Annotated in this window: 17 protein-coding genes; 5 read left to right on the top strand and 12 right to left on the bottom strand. The window is 40.2% G+C overall.

Annotated features, from left to right (window positions below; all coding sequences use genetic code 11):
* Positions 1-3 precede the first annotated feature (3 nt).
* The 12 genes from rpsC to ACEQ81_RS11945 all read right to left on the bottom strand — a co-directional run bounded on the left by rpsC (position 4) and on the right by ACEQ81_RS11945 (position 8,352).
* A complete protein-coding gene (gene rpsC, locus ACEQ81_RS12000; protein WP_411031141.1) occupies positions 4-723 on the bottom strand; it encodes a 30S ribosomal protein S3 in 720 nt (239 codons plus the stop codon).
* A 9-nt stretch (positions 724-732) separates the two neighbouring features.
* Positions 733-1,140, bottom strand: coding sequence for a 50S ribosomal protein L22 (gene rplV / locus ACEQ81_RS11995; RefSeq protein WP_411031140.1), 408 nt, complete (start codon positions 1,138-1,140; stop codon positions 733-735).
* Positions 1,141-1,143: 3 nt separating this feature from the next.
* Positions 1,144-1,422: a 30S ribosomal protein S19 gene (rpsS, locus tag ACEQ81_RS11990; protein ID WP_411031139.1), complete on the bottom strand. Its 279-nt coding sequence runs from the start codon at positions 1,420-1,422 to the stop codon at positions 1,144-1,146.
* Positions 1,423-1,435: 13 nt separating this feature from the next.
* Positions 1,436-2,260: a 50S ribosomal protein L2 gene (gene rplB / locus ACEQ81_RS11985; protein ID WP_411031138.1), complete on the bottom strand. Its 825-nt coding sequence runs from the start codon at positions 2,258-2,260 to the stop codon at positions 1,436-1,438.
* Between the two features lie 9 nt (positions 2,261-2,269).
* The gene (rplW, locus tag ACEQ81_RS11980) at positions 2,270-2,560 is read right to left on the bottom strand and encodes a 50S ribosomal protein L23 (RefSeq protein WP_411031137.1); all 291 of its coding nucleotides are present in this window, start codon (positions 2,558-2,560) and stop codon (positions 2,270-2,272) included.
* Between the two features lie 7 nt (positions 2,561-2,567).
* A complete protein-coding gene (gene rplD / locus ACEQ81_RS11975; RefSeq protein WP_411031136.1) occupies positions 2,568-3,197 on the bottom strand; it encodes a 50S ribosomal protein L4 in 630 nt (209 codons plus the stop codon).
* The gene (gene rplC / locus ACEQ81_RS11970; protein ID WP_411031135.1) at positions 3,197-3,814 is read right to left on the bottom strand and encodes a 50S ribosomal protein L3; all 618 of its coding nucleotides are present in this window, start codon (positions 3,812-3,814) and stop codon (positions 3,197-3,199) included. Before rplC ends, rplD begins: the two co-directional genes overlap by 1 nt.
* 160 nt (positions 3,815-3,974) lie before the next feature.
* Positions 3,975-4,280 carry a 30S ribosomal protein S10 gene (gene rpsJ, locus ACEQ81_RS11965; RefSeq protein WP_007094989.1) on the bottom strand — a complete coding sequence of 102 codons (306 nt, stop codon included), beginning with the start codon at positions 4,278-4,280 and terminating at the stop codon, positions 3,975-3,977.
* A gap of 11 nt (positions 4,281-4,291) precedes the next feature.
* A complete protein-coding gene (gene fusA / locus ACEQ81_RS11960) occupies positions 4,292-6,418 on the bottom strand; it encodes an elongation factor G (RefSeq protein WP_411031134.1) in 2,127 nt (708 codons plus the stop codon).
* A 9-nt stretch (positions 6,419-6,427) separates the two neighbouring features.
* On the bottom strand, positions 6,428-6,904 hold the full coding sequence (gene rpsG, locus ACEQ81_RS11955) for a 30S ribosomal protein S7 (protein WP_411031133.1): 477 nt from the start codon (positions 6,902-6,904) through the stop codon (positions 6,428-6,430).
* A 22-nt stretch (positions 6,905-6,926) separates the two neighbouring features.
* On the bottom strand, positions 6,927-7,301 hold the full coding sequence (gene rpsL / locus ACEQ81_RS11950; RefSeq protein WP_013305196.1) for a 30S ribosomal protein S12: 375 nt from the start codon (positions 7,299-7,301) through the stop codon (positions 6,927-6,929).
* Between the two features lie 250 nt (positions 7,302-7,551).
* Positions 7,552-8,352: a hypothetical protein gene (locus tag ACEQ81_RS11945; RefSeq protein WP_411031132.1), complete on the bottom strand. Its 801-nt coding sequence runs from the start codon at positions 8,350-8,352 to the stop codon at positions 7,552-7,554.
* A 510-nt stretch (positions 8,353-8,862) separates the two neighbouring features.
* Between ACEQ81_RS11945 and ACEQ81_RS11940 the strand changes: the two genes are divergently transcribed.
* The 5 genes from ACEQ81_RS11940 to ACEQ81_RS11920 all read left to right on the top strand — a co-directional run bounded on the left by ACEQ81_RS11940 (position 8,863) and on the right by ACEQ81_RS11920 (position 20,104).
* Positions 8,863-12,108, top strand: a complete 3,246-nt coding sequence (locus tag ACEQ81_RS11940) for a SusC/RagA family TonB-linked outer membrane protein (protein WP_411031131.1) — start codon at positions 8,863-8,865, stop codon at positions 12,106-12,108.
* Between the two features lie 21 nt (positions 12,109-12,129).
* The gene (locus tag ACEQ81_RS11935; protein WP_411031130.1) at positions 12,130-13,845 is read left to right on the top strand and encodes a SusD/RagB family nutrient-binding outer membrane lipoprotein; all 1,716 of its coding nucleotides are present in this window, start codon (positions 12,130-12,132) and stop codon (positions 13,843-13,845) included.
* Positions 13,846-13,876: 31 nt separating this feature from the next.
* Positions 13,877-15,175: a hypothetical protein gene (locus ACEQ81_RS11930; RefSeq protein ID WP_411031129.1), complete on the top strand. Its 1,299-nt coding sequence runs from the start codon at positions 13,877-13,879 to the stop codon at positions 15,173-15,175.
* 194 nt (positions 15,176-15,369) lie between these two features.
* Positions 15,370-16,719: an aryl-sulfate sulfotransferase gene (locus ACEQ81_RS11925; protein WP_411031128.1), complete on the top strand. Its 1,350-nt coding sequence runs from the start codon at positions 15,370-15,372 to the stop codon at positions 16,717-16,719.
* Between the two features lie 52 nt (positions 16,720-16,771).
* Positions 16,772-20,104: a VCBS repeat-containing protein gene (locus ACEQ81_RS11920; protein WP_411031127.1), complete on the top strand. Its 3,333-nt coding sequence runs from the start codon at positions 16,772-16,774 to the stop codon at positions 20,102-20,104.
* The last annotated feature ends 41 nt before the right edge of the window (positions 20,105-20,145 follow it).

Raw genomic sequence — 20,145 nt, 5'->3', positions numbered from 1 at the left:
CAATTACTTTCTACGACGTTGTTGTGGTTTCTTGCCATCTTGCTTGCCACCTTTACCCTGACCTTTGGACATACCTACCAAAGGAGAAAGCTCTCTTTTACCGTATACTTCACCTTTCATGATCCATACTTTTATACCCAATCTTCCATAGGTAGTATGTGCTTCATGTAAGGCATAATCGATATCGGCCCTAAAAGTGGATAGTGGTATACGGCCATCCTTATAAGATTCCGATCGTGCCATTTCCGCACCGTTCAAACGTCCTGAAATCTGAATCTTTATGCCCTCTGCATTCATCCTCATTGCCGCTGCAACAGCCATTTTTATAGCTCGTCTGTATGAAATTCTATTTTCGATCTGACGGGCCACACTTGCCGCTACCAAATTGGCATCGACCTCTGGCCTTTTAATCTCATAGATATTGATCTGTACTTCCTTACTTGTAATCTTCTTAAGCTCTTCTTTTAATTTATCCACTTCCTGACCACCTTTACCAATGATAATACCTGGTCTTGCAGTAGTAATGGTAACGGTAATAAGTTTAAGAGTACGCTCTATGATAACTCTGGATACACTTGCTTTTGCCAAACGTGCATGAACATATTTTCTGATCTTGTCGTCTTCGGCAAGTTTATCGCCATAATCGTTTCCACCGTACCAGTTGGATTCCCATCCTCTGATGATACCAAGACGATTCCCGATTGGATTTGTTTTTTGTCCCATACTACTACTCTAGCTTTGTGCGTTATTGTTAGCTCCCAAAACCAAGGTAACATGGTTGGAACGCTTTCTAATTCTATGTGCTCTTCCTTGCGGGGCCGGTCTTAACCTTTTTAGCATGCTACCACTGTCTACACGGATCTCCTGTACAAAGAGATCGGCATCCTCAATATTGGCATCCTCATTTTTGGCTTGCCAGTTGGCAATAGCGGAAAGCAATAACTTTTCTACCCTACGGGAAGCTTCTTTTTGATTAAACTTCAATATCGCAAGGGCCTGTTCTACTTTAACACCTCTAACCAAATCCGCTACAAGGCGCATTTTTCTGGGTGAAGTAGGGCAGTTGTTCAACTTTGCAAATGCAATTTGCTTTTTCTCTGCCTTGATTCTTTCGGCCATTTGTCTTTTTCGAACTCCCATAGCTTACTTTTTTCCTTTATTTTTTGCACCGGCATGACCTCTAAAAGATCGTGTAGGTGAAAATTCTCCTAATTTATGCCCTACCATGTTCTCTGTAACATAAACGGGTACAAATTGTCTACCATTATGAACCGCAATTGTCTGTCCAACGAAATCCGGAGTGATCATTGAAGCCCTGGACCAGGTCTTAATTACACTCTTTTTTCCTGAATCGACGTTTTGTTGGATTTTCTTATCCAAACTATAGTGAACGTAAGGTCCTTTTTTTAGTGAACGTGCCATTTCTTTCTACTTTTTATTTCTTTCTACGTTCTATTATATATCTATTGGTGCTCTTGGTCTTGGAACGTGTTCTATACCCTTTTGCAGGAACGCCGTTTCTAGATCTTGGATGACCACCGGAGGCCCTTCCTTCACCACCACCCATCGGATGATCCACAGGGTTCATGGCTACTGGCCTAGTTCTTGGCCTTCTTCCCAACCATCTACTTCTACCTGCCTTACCAGACACAATCAACTGATGGTCCGAATTGGATACGGCACCAATTGTTGCCAAGCAATTTGCCAATACCAATCTTGTTTCCCCAGATGGTAACTTTACAGTGGCAAACTTGCCTTCCCTTGCCATTAATTGCGCAAATGTACCTGCACTCCTTGCCATTACAGCTCCCTGACCGGGACGTAATTCAATACAAGAAATAATGGTTCCTAATGGAATTTCACTTAAAGGAAGTGCATTTCCAATTTCTGGAGTCGCCTTTTCCCCTGAGGAAACCTGCTGACCTACCTGAAGACCGTTCTGCGCCAATATATATCTCTTCTCACCATCGGTGTATTCCACCAAAGCAATAAAAGCTGTTCTGTTTGGATCGTACTGAATAGATTTTACGGTAGCTGCAACTCCTTGCTTCTCCCTTTTAAAATCCATAATCCTGTACCTTCTTTTATGACCCCCGCCTTTGTAGCGCATGGTCATTTTTCCCTGACTGTTTCTACCTCCCGACTTTTTTAACGGAGCAAGCAAGCTTTTCTCCGGCTTATCAGTAGTAATCGCGTCAAATCCGTTTACTACTCTAAAACGCTGTCCAGGAGTGATTGGTTTTAATTTTCTAACTGACATTTCTTGTCTTTATAGATTACTGTAAAAATCAATAATATCACCTTCTGCAACATCAACGATAGCTTTTTTGAAAGCATTCGTTTTTCCGTGCTGCACACCAGTTTTAGTGAAACGCGTTTTGCGCGAAGGGCCATAATTCATTGTACGAACTTTATTCACGGAAACTCCATAGGTAGCCTCAACGGCATCTTTGATCTGAAGCTTGTTCGCCTTAAGATCTACCACGAAACCATAACGATTGTACAACTCGCTATCCGCAGTCATCTTTTCCGTAATAATTGGTTTTATTAACACACTCATGGTTTTCCTATTTATTTAAGTTCGATTCAATACCTTCCAATGAACCTTCAAGCAGCACAATATTATTTGCATTTAATATTTGGTAAGTGCTTAATTCTGAGTTACTTACAACGTCTGAACGTTTCAAATTGCGTGACGACAAATATACGCTATTATTTGAATCGCCCAACACAATTAAAGATTTTTTGTTTTCCAGTCCGAGGGACTTCAAAACTTGCATAAAATCCTTAGTTTTTGGTGTATCAAAACTGAAGTCTTCAACAACCAAAATAGCCTTCTCTTTAAGCTTCAAACTAAAGGCCGATTTTCTTGCCAAACGCTTTACGTTCTTATTCAGTTTTTGCTTATAATCCTTAGGTCTTGGCCCAAAAATTCTACCACCACCACGAAATATTGGAGATTTGATACTACCCGCACGGGCCGTACCTGTCCCTTTTTGTTTCTTGATCTTTCTTGTACTACCCACGATCTCAGCTCTTTCCTTTGCCTTGTGCGTACCTTGTCTTTGGTGTGCCAAGTATTGCTTTACATCCAAGTAAATAGCATGGTTATTGGGCTCTATCGCGTAAACAGCATCAGAAAGGTCTACCTTTCTTCCTGTTTCTTTTCCTTTGATATCTAAAACTGCTACCTTCATTACTTTCGAATCGTTACGTAAGCGTTTTTATGACCGGGCACACAACCTTTTACAACTAAAAGGTTCTTCTCCGGAACTACTTTTAAAACTCTAAGGTTTTGGACCGTTATTTTTCCGCCACCCATTCTTCCGGCCATTTTCATACCCTTGAAAACTCTTGCAGGATACGAGGCGGCACCGATAGATCCTGGAGCCCTTAATCTGTTATGTTGTCCGTGGGTTGCCTGGCCTACACCAGCAAAACCATGTCGTTTTACCACCCCTTGGAAACCTTTTCCCTTGGATGTTGCCGACACGTCCACAAACTCTCCTTCTACAAAGACATCCACACCAAGTGTGTCGCCCAATTTGTATTCTCCTTCATAACCATGGAACTCAACGACTTTTTTCTTGGGAGAAGCACCTGCTTTTTTAAAATGACCTGTTTCGGCCTTATTTGCACGCTTTTCTGCCTTGTCATCGAAACCAAGCTGAAGGGCACTGTACCCGTCTACCTCTTCGGTTCTGACTTGGGTAACTACGCATGGCCCAGCTTCGATAACAGTACATGGAATATTTTTTCCATTCTCATCGAAAATGCTGGTCATACCTACTTTTTTTCCTATTAACCCAGACATATTTATATTTAATTTAGTTTTAATTACTCTTTCTAACTTGCCAATACCAGGCAAAAAAACAGGGTTAAAAATAATTCAACCCTGAATATATTTTTTAACCGTTTTTCCTTCGCGAAACGCTCGGGACATGTTATCCGTTTCCTTCCGAAACGAAATTTCACTATACCTTTATCTCTACTTCAACACCACTGGGGAGTTCTAACTTCATAAGAGCATCTATGGTCTTGGAAGAAGAACTATAAATATCCAAAAGTCTTTTGTAAGAACTTAGTTGGAATTGTTCCCTAGATTTTTTATTTACGTGCGGTGAACGCAATACTGTAAATATCTTTTTGTGCGTTGGTAAAGGAATTGGCCCGGTAACTACGGCACCCGTGGTTTTCACCGTCTTAACGATTTTCTCGGCAGACTTATCAACCAAGTTGTGATCGTATGATTTTAATTTTATTCTGATTTTCTGACTCATCTCATTAAAATTTAAGCGGTTACACCTTTAGCTAACTTAATCACCTCTTCAGCTATATTGGAAGGCGTTTCAGCGTAGTGTGAAAACTCCATGGTTGATGTAGCTCTACCCGAGGACAAAGTCCTCAATGAGGTTACATACCCAAACATTTCCGAAAGTGGCACAGTAGCCTTGATAACCTTGGCACCTGCACGATCCGACATGTCACTAACCTGTCCTCTTCTACGGTTAAGGTCACCTACGATATCACCCATGTTTTCTTCAGGTGTAAGTACTTCCAACTTCATAATTGGCTCCATGATCACCGCTTTTGCAGCTTTGGCAGCATTCTTATATCCCAATTTTGCTGCAAGCTCAAAGGATAATTGATCAGAATCCACATCGTGGTAAGACCCATCCTTTAAGGTTACTTTCATGGAATCCATTTCATAACCTGCCAACGGACCATTCTTCATGGCCATTTTAAACCCTTTTTCTATAGAAGGAATAAATTCTTTTGGTACGTTTCCACCTTTAATCACGGAAACAAACTCCAATCCACTTTTACCTTCTTCTGCTGGTTCAATGGTAAACACAATGTCAGCAAATTTTCCTCGACCACCACTCTGTTTCTTGTAAACTTCCCTATGATCAGCCGCAGCAGTAATAGCTTCTTTATATTCTACCTGGGGTTGCCCCTGGTTTACGTCTACCTTAAACTCGCGCCTAAGACGGTCCACGATGATATCCAAATGCAATTCTCCCATCCCGGATATAATAGTTTGCCCGGAAGCTTCATCTGTTTTTACCTGAAAAGTAGGATCTTCTTCGGCCAATTTTGCCAGTGACATACCCAACTTATCAATATCGGCCTTGGTTTTAGGCTCAACTGCGATACCTATTACCGGATCTGGAAAATCCATGCTTTCCAAAACAATAGGATGTTTCTCTGAGGAAAGCGTATCTCCTGTCTTTATATCTTTAAAACCTACAGCTGCGCCAATATCTCCGGCCTCGATATATTCAACGGCATTTTGCTTATTGGAATGCATCTGATAAATTCTAGAAATCCTCTCCTTGTTCCCAGAACGATTGTTGAGTACATAGGAGCCGGCATCCAACCTTCCTGAATATGCCCTAAAAAATGCCAAGCGACCTACGAACGGGTCGGTTGCAATTTTAAAAGCCAACGCAGAAAATGGTTCTTTTGGGTCTGGCTTTCTAGAAATCTCGTTTCCAGAATTTGGATCAGTACCTAAAATAGCTTCTTTATCCAAAGGTGATGGCAAATAACGACATACCGCATCCAAAAGAAATTGAACGCCTTTATTTTTAAAGGACGAACCACAGATCATTGGAATAATGCTCATGTCCATTACCGCCGCCCTTAAAGCTGCATGTACCTCATCTTCTGTTATGGAATCTTCATCCTCGAAGAATTTTTCCATTAAATTTTCGTCATACTCGGCAACTGCTTCAATCAAAATTGCCCTGTACTCCTTAACTTCGTCCACCATATCGGCAGGAATGTCCACAATGTCAAAAGTAGACCCCATGTTTTCCTCATGCCAAACAATGGCTCGGTTTTTTACCAAATCCACAATACCCCTAAAATCAGCTTCGTCACCAATAGGCAAAACGATAGGTACTGCGTTAGATTTCAACATGTCTTTAACTTGCTTACAAACCATAAGGAAGTTAGATCCTTGTCTATCCATTTTGTTTACAAAGCCCATTCTTGGCACCTTGTAATTATCGGCCAATCTCCAGTTGGTCTCGGATTGAGGCTCAACACCGTCAACGGCACTAAATAGGAATACCAGACCGTCCAATACTCTTAGCGACCTATTTACCTCAACAGTAAAATCCACGTGACCGGGAGTATCTATAATGTTAAAGTGGTATGGTTTGGAGCTATCAATTTTCTGACCATTATTGGTTGGAAAATCCCAAGTACATGTAGTAGCGGCAGAAGTAATTGTAATTCCACGCTCTTGCTCTTGCTCCATCCAGTCCATAGTGGCCGCGCCATCATGTACCTCACCAATTTTATGACTTACCCCTGTATAATAAAGGATACGCTCTGTAGTAGTAGTTTTCCCAGCATCAATATGCGCTGCAATACCTATATTTCTTGTATATTTTAAATCTCTTGCCATTTTTGATGCTTAGAATCTAAAGTGAGAGAATGCTTTGTTTGCTTCGGCCATTTTATGGGTATCTACCCTTCTTTTAACGGCGGCGCCTTCTTCCTTGGCCGCGGCCAAAATTTCTGATGCCAATTTTTGCGCCATGGATTTTTCGTTTCGCTTACGCGCAAAACTGATCAACCACTTCATAGCGGTAGAAATCTTACGGTCTGGCCTAATTTGCATTGGTATCTGGAAGGTAGCCCCTCCAACTCTTCGGCTTCTTACTTCTACGTGCGGCATGACATTGGAAAGTGCGTCTTTCCATAATTCCAACGCAGTTTTTTCATCATCCGTTTTCTTTTCGTCAACGATATCTATGGCATCGTAAAACACCTTAAAGGCGATGGATTTTTTACCGTCCCACATCATCATGTTTACAAAACGCGTAACCAATTGATCGTTAAACCGTGGATCTGGTAAAAGTGGTCTCTTTTTTGCCTGCTTTTTTCTCATGTCTTCTCTTTAAAAGTTATGATTACTTTTTAGGGCGTTTTGCACCATACTTAGATCTACGTTGGGTTCTACCTGCAACACCTGCGGTGTCCAAAGCTCCCCTAACGATATGATACCTAACTCCTGGCAAATCCTTTACCCTTCCGCCTCTTACTAATACTATCGAGTGCTCTTGCAAATTGTGACCCTCACCTGGGATATATGCGTTTACCTCTTTACCATTGGTTAACCTTACCCTAGCAACTTTACGCATTGCAGAATTTGGTTTCTTAGGCGTAGTGGTATAAACACGCGTACAAACCCCTCGTCTTTGAGGACACGAATCCAAAGCAGCCGATTTACTCTTCTTAGTAATTGTGGCCCTTCCTTTTCGTACTAATTGTGAAATTGTTGGCATACTATATTATATATGTATAATTTTTACCCCCTTTTAAGGGCTGGCAAATGTAATAATTATTCATAATAATTCAAACCTTAAGACATTAATTTTTCCGGTGCTTTTAAAAATAGGAATGAAAGTCTGTTACATGGATGAAAAAAACCCGTAAAATAGCGGGTTTTTATATTTTATTTTTAGCGTTTTCAATCGCTTAAAACAGCATAGGCGATGATATTGGCCAAACGTAAGACTACAAGATCAAAGATTGTTAAAGAGAATTGGCATAGGCCATAAGATTAACCAGGCCATTTTTGTCTTTTAGACTAACCTTCTTTTGTTTGAGGAATTTTTTTATATCATTCTGCTTTTTTGGATCGAACAGGGCTACGACATCTGCTTTTTTGCCGTTGATATATGCGGGAGTAGCTCCCAAAACGGAAAGATAATAATTAGTCTCGTCCACAAACCTATGTGGAAAAGAAGTGGCATGAGAGGTTTTGGCTTGCTTCCCCTCTTTAAACAATTTACGCTTTTGTTCATAGAGTTTATATTCCTCTGCGGAATAGATAAGGTTTAGATACCCTTGGGACTGCGACCCGGTTTTATCCTCAAATTGCATATAGTTCCACTTGTCCACGCCCATTGTACAGGAAACGTCCTTGGTCTTAACCAAGGCCATGGTTTTGGTAGCGGCCGATTTAGATTCCTTAATCTCTATCTCATCGTTAAACGCATTGTATCGCATGTAAAGATTTTTGGCAGGTTCATCGCCAAAATAAACCGCTCCCAATACAAATACCTCATTTATATAAATTGAACCATCGATATCCTCTAACTCAAGTTTTTCCTCTATACCCATCTTACCAAATCTAATTCGCATATCGCTATAGAAGTTTTCGGAAGCCGGATTATTCCCAAAGTCGGGCCCCAGACCTTGAAGCCCTACTTGATAAGAAGCATAGGCACTCTGTTGCACATTTACGGTCTGTTGCCCCATTAAAACAGATATTGTAAAAAGTGATATGGTACTAACCAATGAGAATGGGAATTTCAATTTACTGTAAAGCATAGTACCTGGTTTTTGGTTAATACCTAAAGATACAATTTTAAAGAATATTTGTAATCCTTTCATAGCGTTTTTAGGTTACCCTTTGTAGTGCACTATTTAAATACCCTGCTTTGGTTACCGCTTAGGGGTATAGCCCCTTATCATAACCCTTCTCAAAATGTAAAAGCACTATTTGTTATACCTATTATATATATACACTATTTCAAAACATAAGCTTTTGGCAACCTTCTATTAACAATCGTTGTTTATGGAAGATAGTTGAACCAAGAAAAAAACAAAAGAATTGCAATATTTTCAATACTTATCCCAATTAAAACAAGTATTTGTAAAAAACGGCATAATCGCGAATGGATTTTAAAATTTTTTAACATAATCCAACCTTAAAATCTTAACAAAAGGCGCTTGTAAAGTTAAATTATTGGTCACTTTCTTAATGTTTTATCAAAATTAGTTTGGATTATTAACATGAAATTATGATTTTAGCGGCTAGCTAATTCAAATAATTAAAAAATGAGAACAAAACTTAATGGAATCTTAACGCTATTGTTGGCGTTTGTTGTGCATTTATCTTTTGCACAGGAAAAAACGATTTCAGGTACGGTGTCGGACCAAGATGGTCTTCCGCTTCCTGGGGTTAACATTGTTGTTGACGGTACCACTACGGGTACCCAGACGGATTTTGACGGAAACTATTCGATAAATGCTAGTGCAGGTCAAACACTGCTTTTTAGCTATATCGGTCAGCGCGATGTCAGAATAAATGTAGGTGCGGACAACACCATAAACGTGCAAATGCAAGAGGATGCCCAAGCGCTAGAGGAGGTAGTTGTTACCGCCCTTGGTATTAAAAGGGAGAAACAAGCCCTTGGATATGCCGTTACGGAAGTTGGTGAGGAAGATTTGGAACAACGCCCAGATGGTGATGTTGCCAGAGTACTTCAAGGAAAGGCTTCCGGGGTGCAAATCACCCAGCAGAGTGGTTTATCCGGTTCCGGTACCAATATAGTTATTAGGGGTCTTAGTACATTTAGTTCTAGTAACCAAGCCCTTTTCATCGTTGATGGGGTACCATTTAGTACAGATACCAACTCACAAGGTAGACAAGGTGACCGAAACGATTTTGTTAACGGTAACAACGGATCCAGTAGGTTTTTGGATTTAGATCCCAACAGTATTGAAAGTGTAAACGTTCTTAAAGGTCTTGCTGCAGCCACACTATATGGTTCTCAAGGTAGGAACGGTGTTATACTTATTACAACTAAAGGGGGTTCTGCCAGACAAGGCGGTCCTAAGAAGACCGAAATTACAGTGACTTCTTCGGTTTTTATCAACGAACTGGCGTCACTTCCAGATTATCAGGATGAGTACGGAAACGGTTTTGACCAATCTTTTGGATGGTTCTTCAGTAACTGGGGACCAAGCTTTAGAAGAGAGGGAGCATCTGGTTGGGCGGCTCAGCCTTTGATCGATGACAATGCGACCTTGGCTCACCCTTACTCCACTTCTACTTCAGGGGTACAGGCAGCTTTCCCAGAGTTCCAGGGAGTACGTTACGATTGGAGACCTTATGACAGTGTTGAAAAATTCTTTAAGACAGGTATCATTACCAATACCTCTATAAATGCCAGAGGATCGTCTGAAGATGGAAAGGTCAACTACAACATTAACTATGGTCATTTAAATGACAAAGGATTTACACCTAACAATAGTGTTACACGTAACAACTTGGGTATTGGTGGTAGAGCACAGTTAAGTAACAAGTTCACCGTAACCGGTACACTTAACTTCGCAAGAACCAAATTTATATCTCCACCAGTAGCTTTAAGTCAGGGTGATGGTGCTACGGGTACAGGTTCTTCTGTTTTTGGAGATTTGTTCTTTACACCTCGTAGTATAGACATCCAAGGCCTTCCCTTTACAAACCCTATAGACGGTAGTAGTGTTTACTACAGACAAACAGCGGATATTCAGCATCCTCTTTGGACAGTTGCCAACGCAGAGTCCAACCAGGAAACTAATCGTGTATTTGGTAACGCGGCTATCCAATACAATATCAGCGATAATCTTAACCTTGTATATAGGGCTGGTATCGATGTCTACAGTGAGAACAATGTAAACTTCCAGAACAAAGGTGGTACTGGTGGTAGTAATGACATTAGACAGCAAAGTGGTGTTTATGAGACTTGGAACAACACCAATACGATTTGGGATCACAACTTGGTGCTTAACGGTTCTTTTAATATTACTGAAAAAATTGGAAGTTCTTTTAACATTGGTGGAACTACAAGAAGAGAGGTTTTCGACCAAAACGGTGTTGCCAGTGATGGACAACAGGTATTTGGTGTTTTGAGACACTTTAACTTCTTAAACCAAAACGAGATTCAAGATTTTAGAGAAAGAAACATCGTTGGTCTTTATGCACAGGCTGAATTTGATTATGACACTCAAGTATATCTAACACTTGCAGGAAGAAATGACTGGGTATCCAACTTCGCAGTTGCAAACAGATCACAGTTTTATCCTAGTGCCAGTGTATCTTGGATACCAACAAAAACTTTTGATGGATTGAAATCTGAAAAAGTACTGAACTACTTAAAGCTACGTGGTGGTATTGGGGTATCGGCTAACTTTGAATCATCTGCCTATCCTATTGCCAACACCTTGATCTTGGACACTCAGGATTTCCAAAATGGAGGATCCAACACAGTATCCAATACCACAGCACAACGATTGGGTAATCCAGACTTACAGCCAGAAACATTGGAGGAGATAGAAGTAGGTATCGAATCTAGATGGTGGGACAGTCGCATTACTTTAGATGCTTCCGTATATACCCGTAAGACAAACGACCTTATATTGGACAGACCTTTGGATCCTTCTACAGGATTTGAAATAGTTGCCACCAACATTGGGGAGATCGAATCTGAAGGTATCGAGATTGATTTGGGAGTAGATTGGTTTAGAAGCAACGATAGCGATGGCTTTAACTGGAATACCAATGTTAACTTCACGGCTTACGAAGCAACTGTAACCGACTTAGGTTTGGATACAGATCAAGTAGTATATTCCGGATTTGGAAACTTGGGTAACGCAGCAATCGAAGGAGAGCCATTAGGTGTTTTCTTTGGAGGTCGTGTTCAAAGAGATGCAAATAACGGCGGATTAGTTGTTGGATTGGATGGTAACTACGTTCAGGATGCTAACGACGGTATAATTGGTGACCCCAACCCAGACTGGGTAATGAACCTAAGAAATAGTATAGGGTACAAAAACTTTACCTTAGGATTCCAGTGGAATTATACCCAAGGTGGTGATGTATACTCTTCTACGATTTCTACACTATTAGGAAGGGGTCTAATTGTTGAGACCATAGATAGGGAAAACACTTATATTCTTCCTGGTGTGGATTTAAACGGAGCTCCTAACAATCTGCAGATAAACAACTCTACGTACTTCTTTAGTAACGTTCTGAACGGACCTAGCGAACTACAGGTTTATGATGCAACACTAATAAGATTACAGGAAGCATCTTTGAGCTATAGAATGCCAAGTAAATTTTTGGACAAAACACCTTTTGGATCGCTGGTATTTACAGTATCTGGTAACAACCTATACTTTAGGGCCATAAATACTCCTAAGGGAGCTAATTTTGACCCAAATACTTCAGGTACAGGTGTGGGTAACGGTTTTGGTTTTGACTTTATAAACGGACCTAGCTCCAGAAGATACGGATTTAGTGTAAAAGCAACTTTCTAAGAATTAATAACTATGAAAATAATGAAAAATATAAGGAATTATGTAGCCTTAGCGGTCTTTGGAGGTATGCTCGCATTCACTTCTTGTGAGACTACAGAGCTAGATATTACGGCTGACCCTAATGATCTTACTCCGGATCAGGCAAGTGTAGATTTCTTCTTGAATTCGATTCAAGAGGATTTCGTAAGGGAATTTGAAGGAGATGCGGATTTCGATTTCAATGATAACTGGCAATCTGGTGGTAACACCGATGGTGATGGCTTGAACGAACTTGGAATGGAATTGACGCGTATTGTAAACATGAGCGGTAGAAACTATACCAGTGTTTACCAAGACAGTGATATGGATGATGAATGGATCAACGCTTACCGAGGGGTATTGGCAGATATCCGTGCCATGACTCCCTTGGCCTTGGAAGCAGATCAAATACATCATGTAGCCATTGCACAATTTATAGAAGCTTACTTAATGATAACCTTGGTGGATTTCTTTGGAGATGTACCTTACTCTGAGGCCTTAAAAGCCGATGAAGGTATCTTTAACCCGGTTGCAGATCCGGGAGCAAGCATCTATGACGCTATGCTAGTGCTTATAGACGAAGCAATTGCCAATTTTAATGCTCCTGCCGGTACGGAACCAGCATTGGATTTCTTCTATGCAGGGGATTATGAAAAATGGGTAAGAGCGGCAAACACTTTAAAAATGAAAATCTACCTTCAGCGTAGATTGGTAGATCCTAATGCTATTGCAAGCTTTAACGCTATTGTGGCAGGTGGAAACTATATTCAAGACACCGCTGATGACTTTCAATGGAATTGGCCTGCAACAAGTGCCACACAGCCAGATACTAGACATCCAAGATTCGGTATTAGCTACCAGAATTCTGGTGCTAACGAATATATGTCTAACTGGTTGATGAATTTGATGGACACAAGTGATGATCCTAGACTTCGTTACTATTTCTTCAGACAAGCTCCAGCAGTTCCAGGTGCAGAAATTGCACCGGATGAGCAAACACTTAACTGTTCTTTGGAAGGTCCTCCACAGCACTATATCGATGGTGGGTTTACCTTTTGTTGGTTGAACAACGGATATTGGGGTCGTGATCACGGTGATGCCGATGGTATTCCACCAGATGGACTCTTAAGAGCTGCATATGGGACTTATCCTATTGGCGGACAGTTTGACGATGATAGTTTCTCTGAAATTAGTCCTCTTACAGGTGCCGGAGGTGCTGGTATAACTACCTTCCTTACTGCTTACGGTGTAGACTTTATGCAGGCAGAGGTAGCTATGGTAAGTGGAGATATCCCAGGTGCCAAAGCGGAAATGCTTAGCGGAGTAACTAAGTCCATTGCAAAGGTACAAGCTTTCTTAATTGGAAGAGAAAACGGAGCGGACACTTCTTTTGAGCCTTCGCCAGCAGATGTTTCCACCTACATCAACGATGTTTCCATCGATTTTGATGATGGCGATACGGACGGAAAATGGAATGTATTGGCAGAACAGCATTTTATTGCACATTTCGGTAACGGTGTAGACCCATACAACTTCTATAGAAGGAATGACTACCCAAGAACCTTACAACCAAATTTAGAGGCCAGTCCAGATCAATTTATAAGATCTATGTATTATCCTTCTGATTTGGTGAACACCAACTCGAGCATTAGTCAAAAAGCAACTCAGACGGTGCCAGTTTTCTGGGATACTAACGCAAATGGTCCTACAGCCAATTAATGATAAAGCAATGAAAACAAAAATAAAATTCATGAAAAATCTAAAAATCTTTTTGCTACTGGGATTGGTAGTCTTTATAGCCTCGTGCAGTGAGGATGATAAATTGACTATTGACGTGCAGGAAACTGTAACCAGGGGAGCAATCATCAGAACAATAACCCAGACTGCTAATTTTGATATGTTTAGAACCGAGGAAGTCTTCGATCTTAACATAGATGAGCAAGATGATCAAGGGGGTGCTTTATTAGACCGTGTAGAACTTTCTATCAGTTTTGTAGATAACAATTTTGAAGATGAAGATGGTGAGACCGACAGAGAATCTGTAGCCCCGGTGGCATTCAGAACTCTTGCGGCCAGTGATTTCTCAACTGGTGATTCCGGACTACCTAACGCTTCTTTCTCCTATACTATGGCTGAAGCACTTACTGCGCTAGGAGTAGCGTTAACACAAGTTTTACCAGGAGATCAAATTGTATTGGATTTACAACTTTTCCTTACGGATGGTAGGTCTTTTGGAGCTTCTGATGCTACAGGTAACGTAAGTGGAGGTTCTTTCTTTAGCTCTCCTTATCAATACACTACATTAGTGGATGACGGTATAGAGTTTGATATTGAAAATGTAAACGCCAACGAGATCTCATTAACTGCTGCCTTGGACGATTATGAGGTTAATCTAAGTATCAACGATGGTGCAGATGGTGCCCTTATGCAAACGTTAAATGTATACAGAGCCTTTGTTGACCGAAGTATTGTTGATGACATAAACGTATCGGAGCCAGAGGCCTTGTTTGACACCTATGATATTTCTGCCCTTACCTTGGAAGAAGGTGCCAGAATCTTGAACTTGGTATATACTCAAGAAGAATTGTACGGTGACAACCTAACATTCGATGATCTTGGAGTTAACGATGAAGTGCAATTGCGTTATGAGATTGTTACCGCGGATGGTAGAATTGTAACTACTGATGAGAACGACACTGAGTACTATGTGGCGTTAATCGTATCCGAATGTGTTCAGTTGAACTTGGATGCTCCGTTCCCTGGTGACTATTCCATTAAAATTGTTGATAGTTTTGGTGACGGATGGGATGGTGCTTTCATAACTGTTGAGATAGACGGTGTTGGCACTGACTATACCTTGGAAGCTGGTTCAGAAGTTGTAGTTGCTGTTAACGTACCGGAAGGAACTACTAGTTTAGTATTTACATATGTTCCTGGTAATTACGAAAATGAGCATAGTTACAACATTTTAGATCCAAACGGAAAATCTGCGGCAAGTGATGGCCCCAATCCGGCTCCGGGAGAAATTCCAATACTTGTTTGTGAGTAAATAAATAGAGTGATTCTATTACAATAATTTTTTAAAAGGGCTATCTCTATGATAGCCCTTTTTTACTTTATATTTTAACACAATCCGTTAAGGATAATGGTCTATATAGATTAATTTTATATAATTCTTTGTAACTGATTTGTTTACTAATCGTAACAATTCAACTACCTCGAATACCAAAAAAAAAAATTACTATGATACACAAAACGTTTAGGTTACTTTGCGTTTCGCTCGTACTTGTTTCTTTGTTTATTTCATGTTCGGATGATGAGTCCCCCCTTCCAGATGAAGACGCCACTGAAATTGAAATGGAAGAAGAGGAAGAAGAGGAAGAAGAACCCCCAATAGAAGCAGAACCGCCGGGTACTGTGGAATTCTTTAATGAAAGCCTTACAGAGGACGGACTTATCCTAGTCAATGACCCTGGTAACAAAAGGGCCTATCTGATGGATAGAAATGCCAATATTACCCATGAATGGAAATTAAAAGGTGCCCCGGGAAACGACATGCTTTTACTACCTGATGGCAAACTGTTGGCCAGCCTTAAAGTAGAAGACCCCGCAATCCCGTTTGGTGGACTAGGAGGTGTCGTACAGTTGATAAATCCGGATAACACTCTAGACTGGGATTTTTTCTATTCCTCAGAGGACTATATCATTCATCACGACGTGGAACTATTACCCAATGGCAATGTACTAGCCCTGGTATGGGAAAGAAAGACCGTGGAAGAAGCAGAAAATGCCGGGTCTAATTTAACCATTGATGTGTTCCCCGAAGCCATTATAGAAATAAATCCTACTACGGACGAAATTGAATGGGAATGGCATGCCTGGGATCATTTGATACAAGATCATGACAATACCAAAGAGAATTTTGGGGTAGTTGCAGATAATCCACAATTGATAGACCTAAACCATGTAGATATTGATGATGGAGACATTATGCATGCCAATGGCTTTTCTTATGATGAAATCAACGATATTATTTACCTCAGTGTTAACTTCTTCAGTGAAGTATGGGTAATTGACCATAGTACTACCACAGAAGAGGCTAAAACCAGTAGTGGAGGCAACTTTGGTAAAGGAGGTGATTTACTTTATCGTTTTGGCAACCCTTCGGCATATGACAATAACATGGGTGAACGCCTATTTTTCAACAACCACTTCCCCAATCTGCTAAAAGGATCTGTCTCGGGTGCCGGAAACATATTGATTTTTGTGAATCGAATGAACGATACGGACCAGTCTGCAGTTTATGAGCTTAAAATGCCCACTACCTTCGATCTTCAACCCAACACAAATAACGAACCTGAAATTGTTTGGTCATTTACTAATGAGGAACTATATTCCCCAAAAGTTTCCGGAGCCGTAAGACTAAAGAATGGAAACACCTTAATTACCCAAGGTACCGGTGATCCTGGTGGAGGTTTTTGGGAAGTTACCTCTGACGGAGAGGTTGTTTGGCGATTTACAGGGGTCGGCTTCTTTTGGAGGGGATATAATTATGACAAAAACGCTCCGGAAGTACTTGCACTAACAAATTGATCTTTTCCTAGCAGTACTGTTAGGGGTTTGGTATAAAATAGACTATTGTTTAATGAACACAAGAATTTTAAGAACAATACTAGCTTTCCTTGTAATTGGATGCGCAGACAAGGAGAACAATACCCCTGAAAAAGATGATGGTGACGCAATAGGCTCTAGCTCTGCGGTTTTTAAAAAAGTAGAACCTTCTTGGAGCGGTATTAATTTTTCCAATACCTTGGTGCACGATGTAGCTACCAAAGAAAACCTATTCGACTATGATTACTTCTACAACGGAGCTGGTGTAGGTGTAGAGGACTTAAACAACGACGGTCTTTTTGATGTTTTTTTCTGTGGCAACCAAGTGCAAAACAGACTGTTTTTAAACGAAGGAAATCTTAAGTTTAAGGATATTACGGAAAGCTCCAAAATAAAGGGTGATAACGGATGGTCTACCGGGGTTACCTTCGTAGACATTAACAATGACGGTTGGAAAGATATCTATGTCTCCCAAGGCGGGCCAAAAATCCGGGATCAACGTAAAAATTTGTTGTTCATAAATCAAAAGGATGGCACCTTTTTGGAAAAAGCCCAAGAATATGGCCTGGCAGACATGGGAATCAGCACCCAATCCGCATTTTTTGATCTCGATAATGATGGCGACTTGGATTGCATCGTTATGAACGAAAACGAACTGTATGGGGTAGATCCAGTGAATCTCTATAGGATTCTTAAAGAAAATCCGGAAGAACAAAAGTTTAACAGTGCTCACTTATACAGAAATGATAACGGTAAATTTGTTAATATAACGGCCGAAGCAGGACTCCTTAGACCCTTGTTTGGACTAGGCCTATCTATTAGTGACATAAACAGCGATGGTTGGTTAGACATCTATTTAGCAAGTGATTACTACATTCCCGACGCACTTTTCATTAATAACGGAAACGGTACTTTCACCGATAAGGTAAAAGAATATACCAATCATATCTCCTACTACGGAATGGGGTTGGATATTGCCGATATCAACAACGATGGACTACAAGATATCTTTGTGTTGGATATGGCATCCAATGATCATGTTAGATCTAAAACCCTAATGGCCTCCATGAGTACCAGTAGATTTGATTATTTGGTGAACAAGGCCAATTTTCATTATCAATACATGTACAATTCCCTCCAACTGAATATGGGGAATAACAAGTTCAATAATATAGAACAGCTTACCCAGATGGCAAATACGGATTGGAGTTGGTCTGTTCTTATGTCAGATTTTGATCATGATGAAGACAAAGACGTATACATTACCAATGGTTACCGAAGATATGCTTTGGATAACGATCTACAAATGAAGGTCATTGAGGCCAAAAGAAAATATAGGGGCAACGTTCCCTTGGAGGTTAAAAGAAACCTATATGAAAGTATGCCTTCAGAGAAACTTCCCAATATTCTTTACCAGAACGGACAAGACCTAAATTTTAAGAATGTTGCCCAAGAATGGGGGTTGGCAGATTTCTCCTTTAGCAATGGCGCGGCTACCGCAGATTTGGATAACGATGGGGATTTGGATCTGGTGGTCAATAATATAGATGAGAATGCCTTCTTATACCAAAACCTTACTTCCGATAAAAAGCTTGGAAATTTTCTTAAGGTAAAAACCTTGGGAAACAACTCCGAACCATTTGCGAAGGTTAGGATTGCCTATAATGGTAAATCGCAGTTTGTAGAAAGCAAAAGGGTAAGGGGCTACATGTCTTCTCATGACAATACCGCCCATTTTGGCCTAGGAAAAGAAACTGTTATAGATACTGTTGCCGTTACATGGCTAAACGGTAAAGTGGAAGAAAAATACAAAGTAGCTGCTAATACAACGATTGAATTTGAAGAGAAAAATGCAGAAAAGTATGCGTCAAAACCCAAAAAGAAACTGCTTTTTAAAAAATTGGACCAAAAAAATCTAGGACTTGGTTTTACGCACAAGGAAAATTTTTATGATGATTTTGAGACCGAAATATTGCTACCGTATAAACAATCATCTATGGGGCCGTTTATTTCCAAAGGAGATATTAATGGTGATGGAAAGGATGATGTCCATATTGGAGGAGCATCCGGACAAGCGGGGGCCCTTTATGTACAGGTCGCAAATGGTTTTCAGAAAATATCTGTGAATGTCTTGGAGCAAGATAGCGGTTATGAAGACATGGAATCTACTTTTTTTGATCTAGATCAAGATGGGGATTTGGATTTATACGTAGTCAGTGGGGGTAATGAATTTGAAGAAAACTCCTCTTTTTATGCAGACAGAGTCTATATAAACGATGGAAAGGGCCAGTTTTCAAAATTGTCTAGTAATATCTTGAACAAAAACCCAAAAAGTGGGAAAACGGTAGTTGCTTTGGATTTTGATAAAGACGGTGACAATGACATCATAGTAGGTAATAGGATAATCCCGAAGAAATATCCCAGATTTAGTCCCTCGGTGATCTATGAAAATGATAATGGGGTCTTAAAGGATGTAACCTCGGAAAAAGCTCCCGAATTAATTGATTTTGGCATTGTAAATAAGATAATCAGTACGGATTTCAATAATGATGGGTGGCAAGATTTTATTGCTGTTGGAGAATGGACACCGGTAGGCTTTTTTGAAAACCGTAACGGAATATTTAGAAGAGTTGCCAACGAAAACCAAATAAATCAGGAAAAGGGCTGGTGGTTTTCCGTTAATGAAACAGATATAAACAATGATGGGCTAAAAGATTACCTAGTGGGCAATGTTGGCCTTAATTTAAAATTTAAAGCCAGCAAGAAAAAGCCGTTCAAGATATTTGCCAATGACTTTGATGATAACGGCACTAATGACATTGTTCTGAGCAAAAAATATAATGGCGAATATGTACCCGTAAGGGGTAGGGAATGTTCTTCTCAACAAATGCCATTTATCCAAGGCAAATTTCCTACTTATAATGATTTTGCCAACGCCAGTTTATCTGAAATCTATGGCGAAAAGTTAAATGTTTCCTACGAAAATGAAGTTACCGAATTTAACTCCATGATTTTGGTGAATAAAGGAAATGGAACCTTCGAAAAACGACTCCTCCCTATAGAAGCGCAAATTTTCCCAATAATGGATGCCGTTTTTATGGACATCAACCATGATGGCTTTGAAGATGCCATTATAGGTGGTAATATATATGAGACCGAGGTAGAAACGCCAAGATTGGATGCTTTTTCAGGGTTAGTCCTTATTTCCAATGGCAAGGGCGATTATTATAAAATGGACTATACCTCATCGGGGCTTAGTTTTTATGGAAATGTAAAATCGCTTAGCATTGTTGAGATCGATCGCAAACCATTCTTAATAAATACTGCGAATAATGGTAATCTAGGCGTTCATACCCTTTCTAACTAAAAGAAAATCCTCTAAATCATCTCCCTCGCTAAACTAGTGCA

Origin of the sequence: Spongiimicrobium sp. 3-5 (assembly GCF_046557915.1) — a bacterium.
Classification (GTDB): Bacteria; Bacteroidota; Bacteroidia; order Flavobacteriales; family Flavobacteriaceae; genus JBHEBG01.
This window is presented reverse-complemented; position numbering and strand designations above follow the sequence as displayed.

Excerpts from the sequence above, each read along its gene's own strand:
- rplC (WP_411031135.1), bottom strand. The coding sequence starts at position 3,814 with ATGTCTGGGTTAATAGGAAAAAAAGTAGGTATGACCAGCATTTTCGAT.
- rpsG (WP_411031133.1), bottom strand. The coding sequence starts at position 6,904 with ATGAGAAAAAAGCAGGCAAAAAAGAGACCACTTTTACCAGATCCACGG.
- fusA (WP_411031134.1), bottom strand. The coding sequence starts at position 6,418 with ATGGCAAGAGATTTAAAATATACAAGAAATATAGGTATTGCAGCGCAT.
- rpsS (WP_411031139.1), bottom strand. The coding sequence starts at position 1,422 with ATGGCACGTTCACTAAAAAAAGGACCTTACGTTCACTATAGTTTGGAT.
- rplV (WP_411031140.1), bottom strand. The coding sequence starts at position 1,140 with ATGGGAGTTCGAAAAAGACAAATGGCCGAAAGAATCAAGGCAGAGAAA.
- ACEQ81_RS11940 (WP_411031131.1), top strand. The coding sequence starts at position 8,863 with ATGAGAACAAAACTTAATGGAATCTTAACGCTATTGTTGGCGTTTGTT.
- ACEQ81_RS11935 (WP_411031130.1), top strand. The coding sequence starts at position 12,130 with ATGAAAAATATAAGGAATTATGTAGCCTTAGCGGTCTTTGGAGGTATG.
- rpsJ (WP_007094989.1), bottom strand. The coding sequence starts at position 4,280 with ATGAGTCAGAAAATCAGAATAAAATTAAAATCATACGATCACAACTTG.
- ACEQ81_RS11945 (WP_411031132.1), bottom strand. The coding sequence starts at position 8,352 with ATGCTTTACAGTAAATTGAAATTCCCATTCTCATTGGTTAGTACCATA.
- rpsL (WP_013305196.1), bottom strand. The coding sequence starts at position 7,301 with ATGCCAACAATTTCACAATTAGTACGAAAAGGAAGGGCCACAATTACT.
- rpsC (WP_411031141.1), bottom strand. The coding sequence starts at position 723 with ATGGGACAAAAAACAAATCCAATCGGGAATCGTCTTGGTATCATCAGA.
- rplD (WP_411031136.1), bottom strand. The coding sequence starts at position 3,197 with ATGAAGGTAGCAGTTTTAGATATCAAAGGAAAAGAAACAGGAAGAAAG.
- rplW (WP_411031137.1), bottom strand. The coding sequence starts at position 2,560 with ATGAGTGTGTTAATAAAACCAATTATTACGGAAAAGATGACTGCGGAT.
- ACEQ81_RS11930 (WP_411031129.1), top strand. The coding sequence starts at position 13,877 with ATGAAAAATCTAAAAATCTTTTTGCTACTGGGATTGGTAGTCTTTATA.
- ACEQ81_RS11925 (WP_411031128.1), top strand. The coding sequence starts at position 15,370 with ATGATACACAAAACGTTTAGGTTACTTTGCGTTTCGCTCGTACTTGTT.
- rplB (WP_411031138.1), bottom strand. The coding sequence starts at position 2,260 with ATGTCAGTTAGAAAATTAAAACCAATCACTCCTGGACAGCGTTTTAGA.
- ACEQ81_RS11920 (WP_411031127.1), top strand. The coding sequence starts at position 16,772 with ATGAACACAAGAATTTTAAGAACAATACTAGCTTTCCTTGTAATTGGA.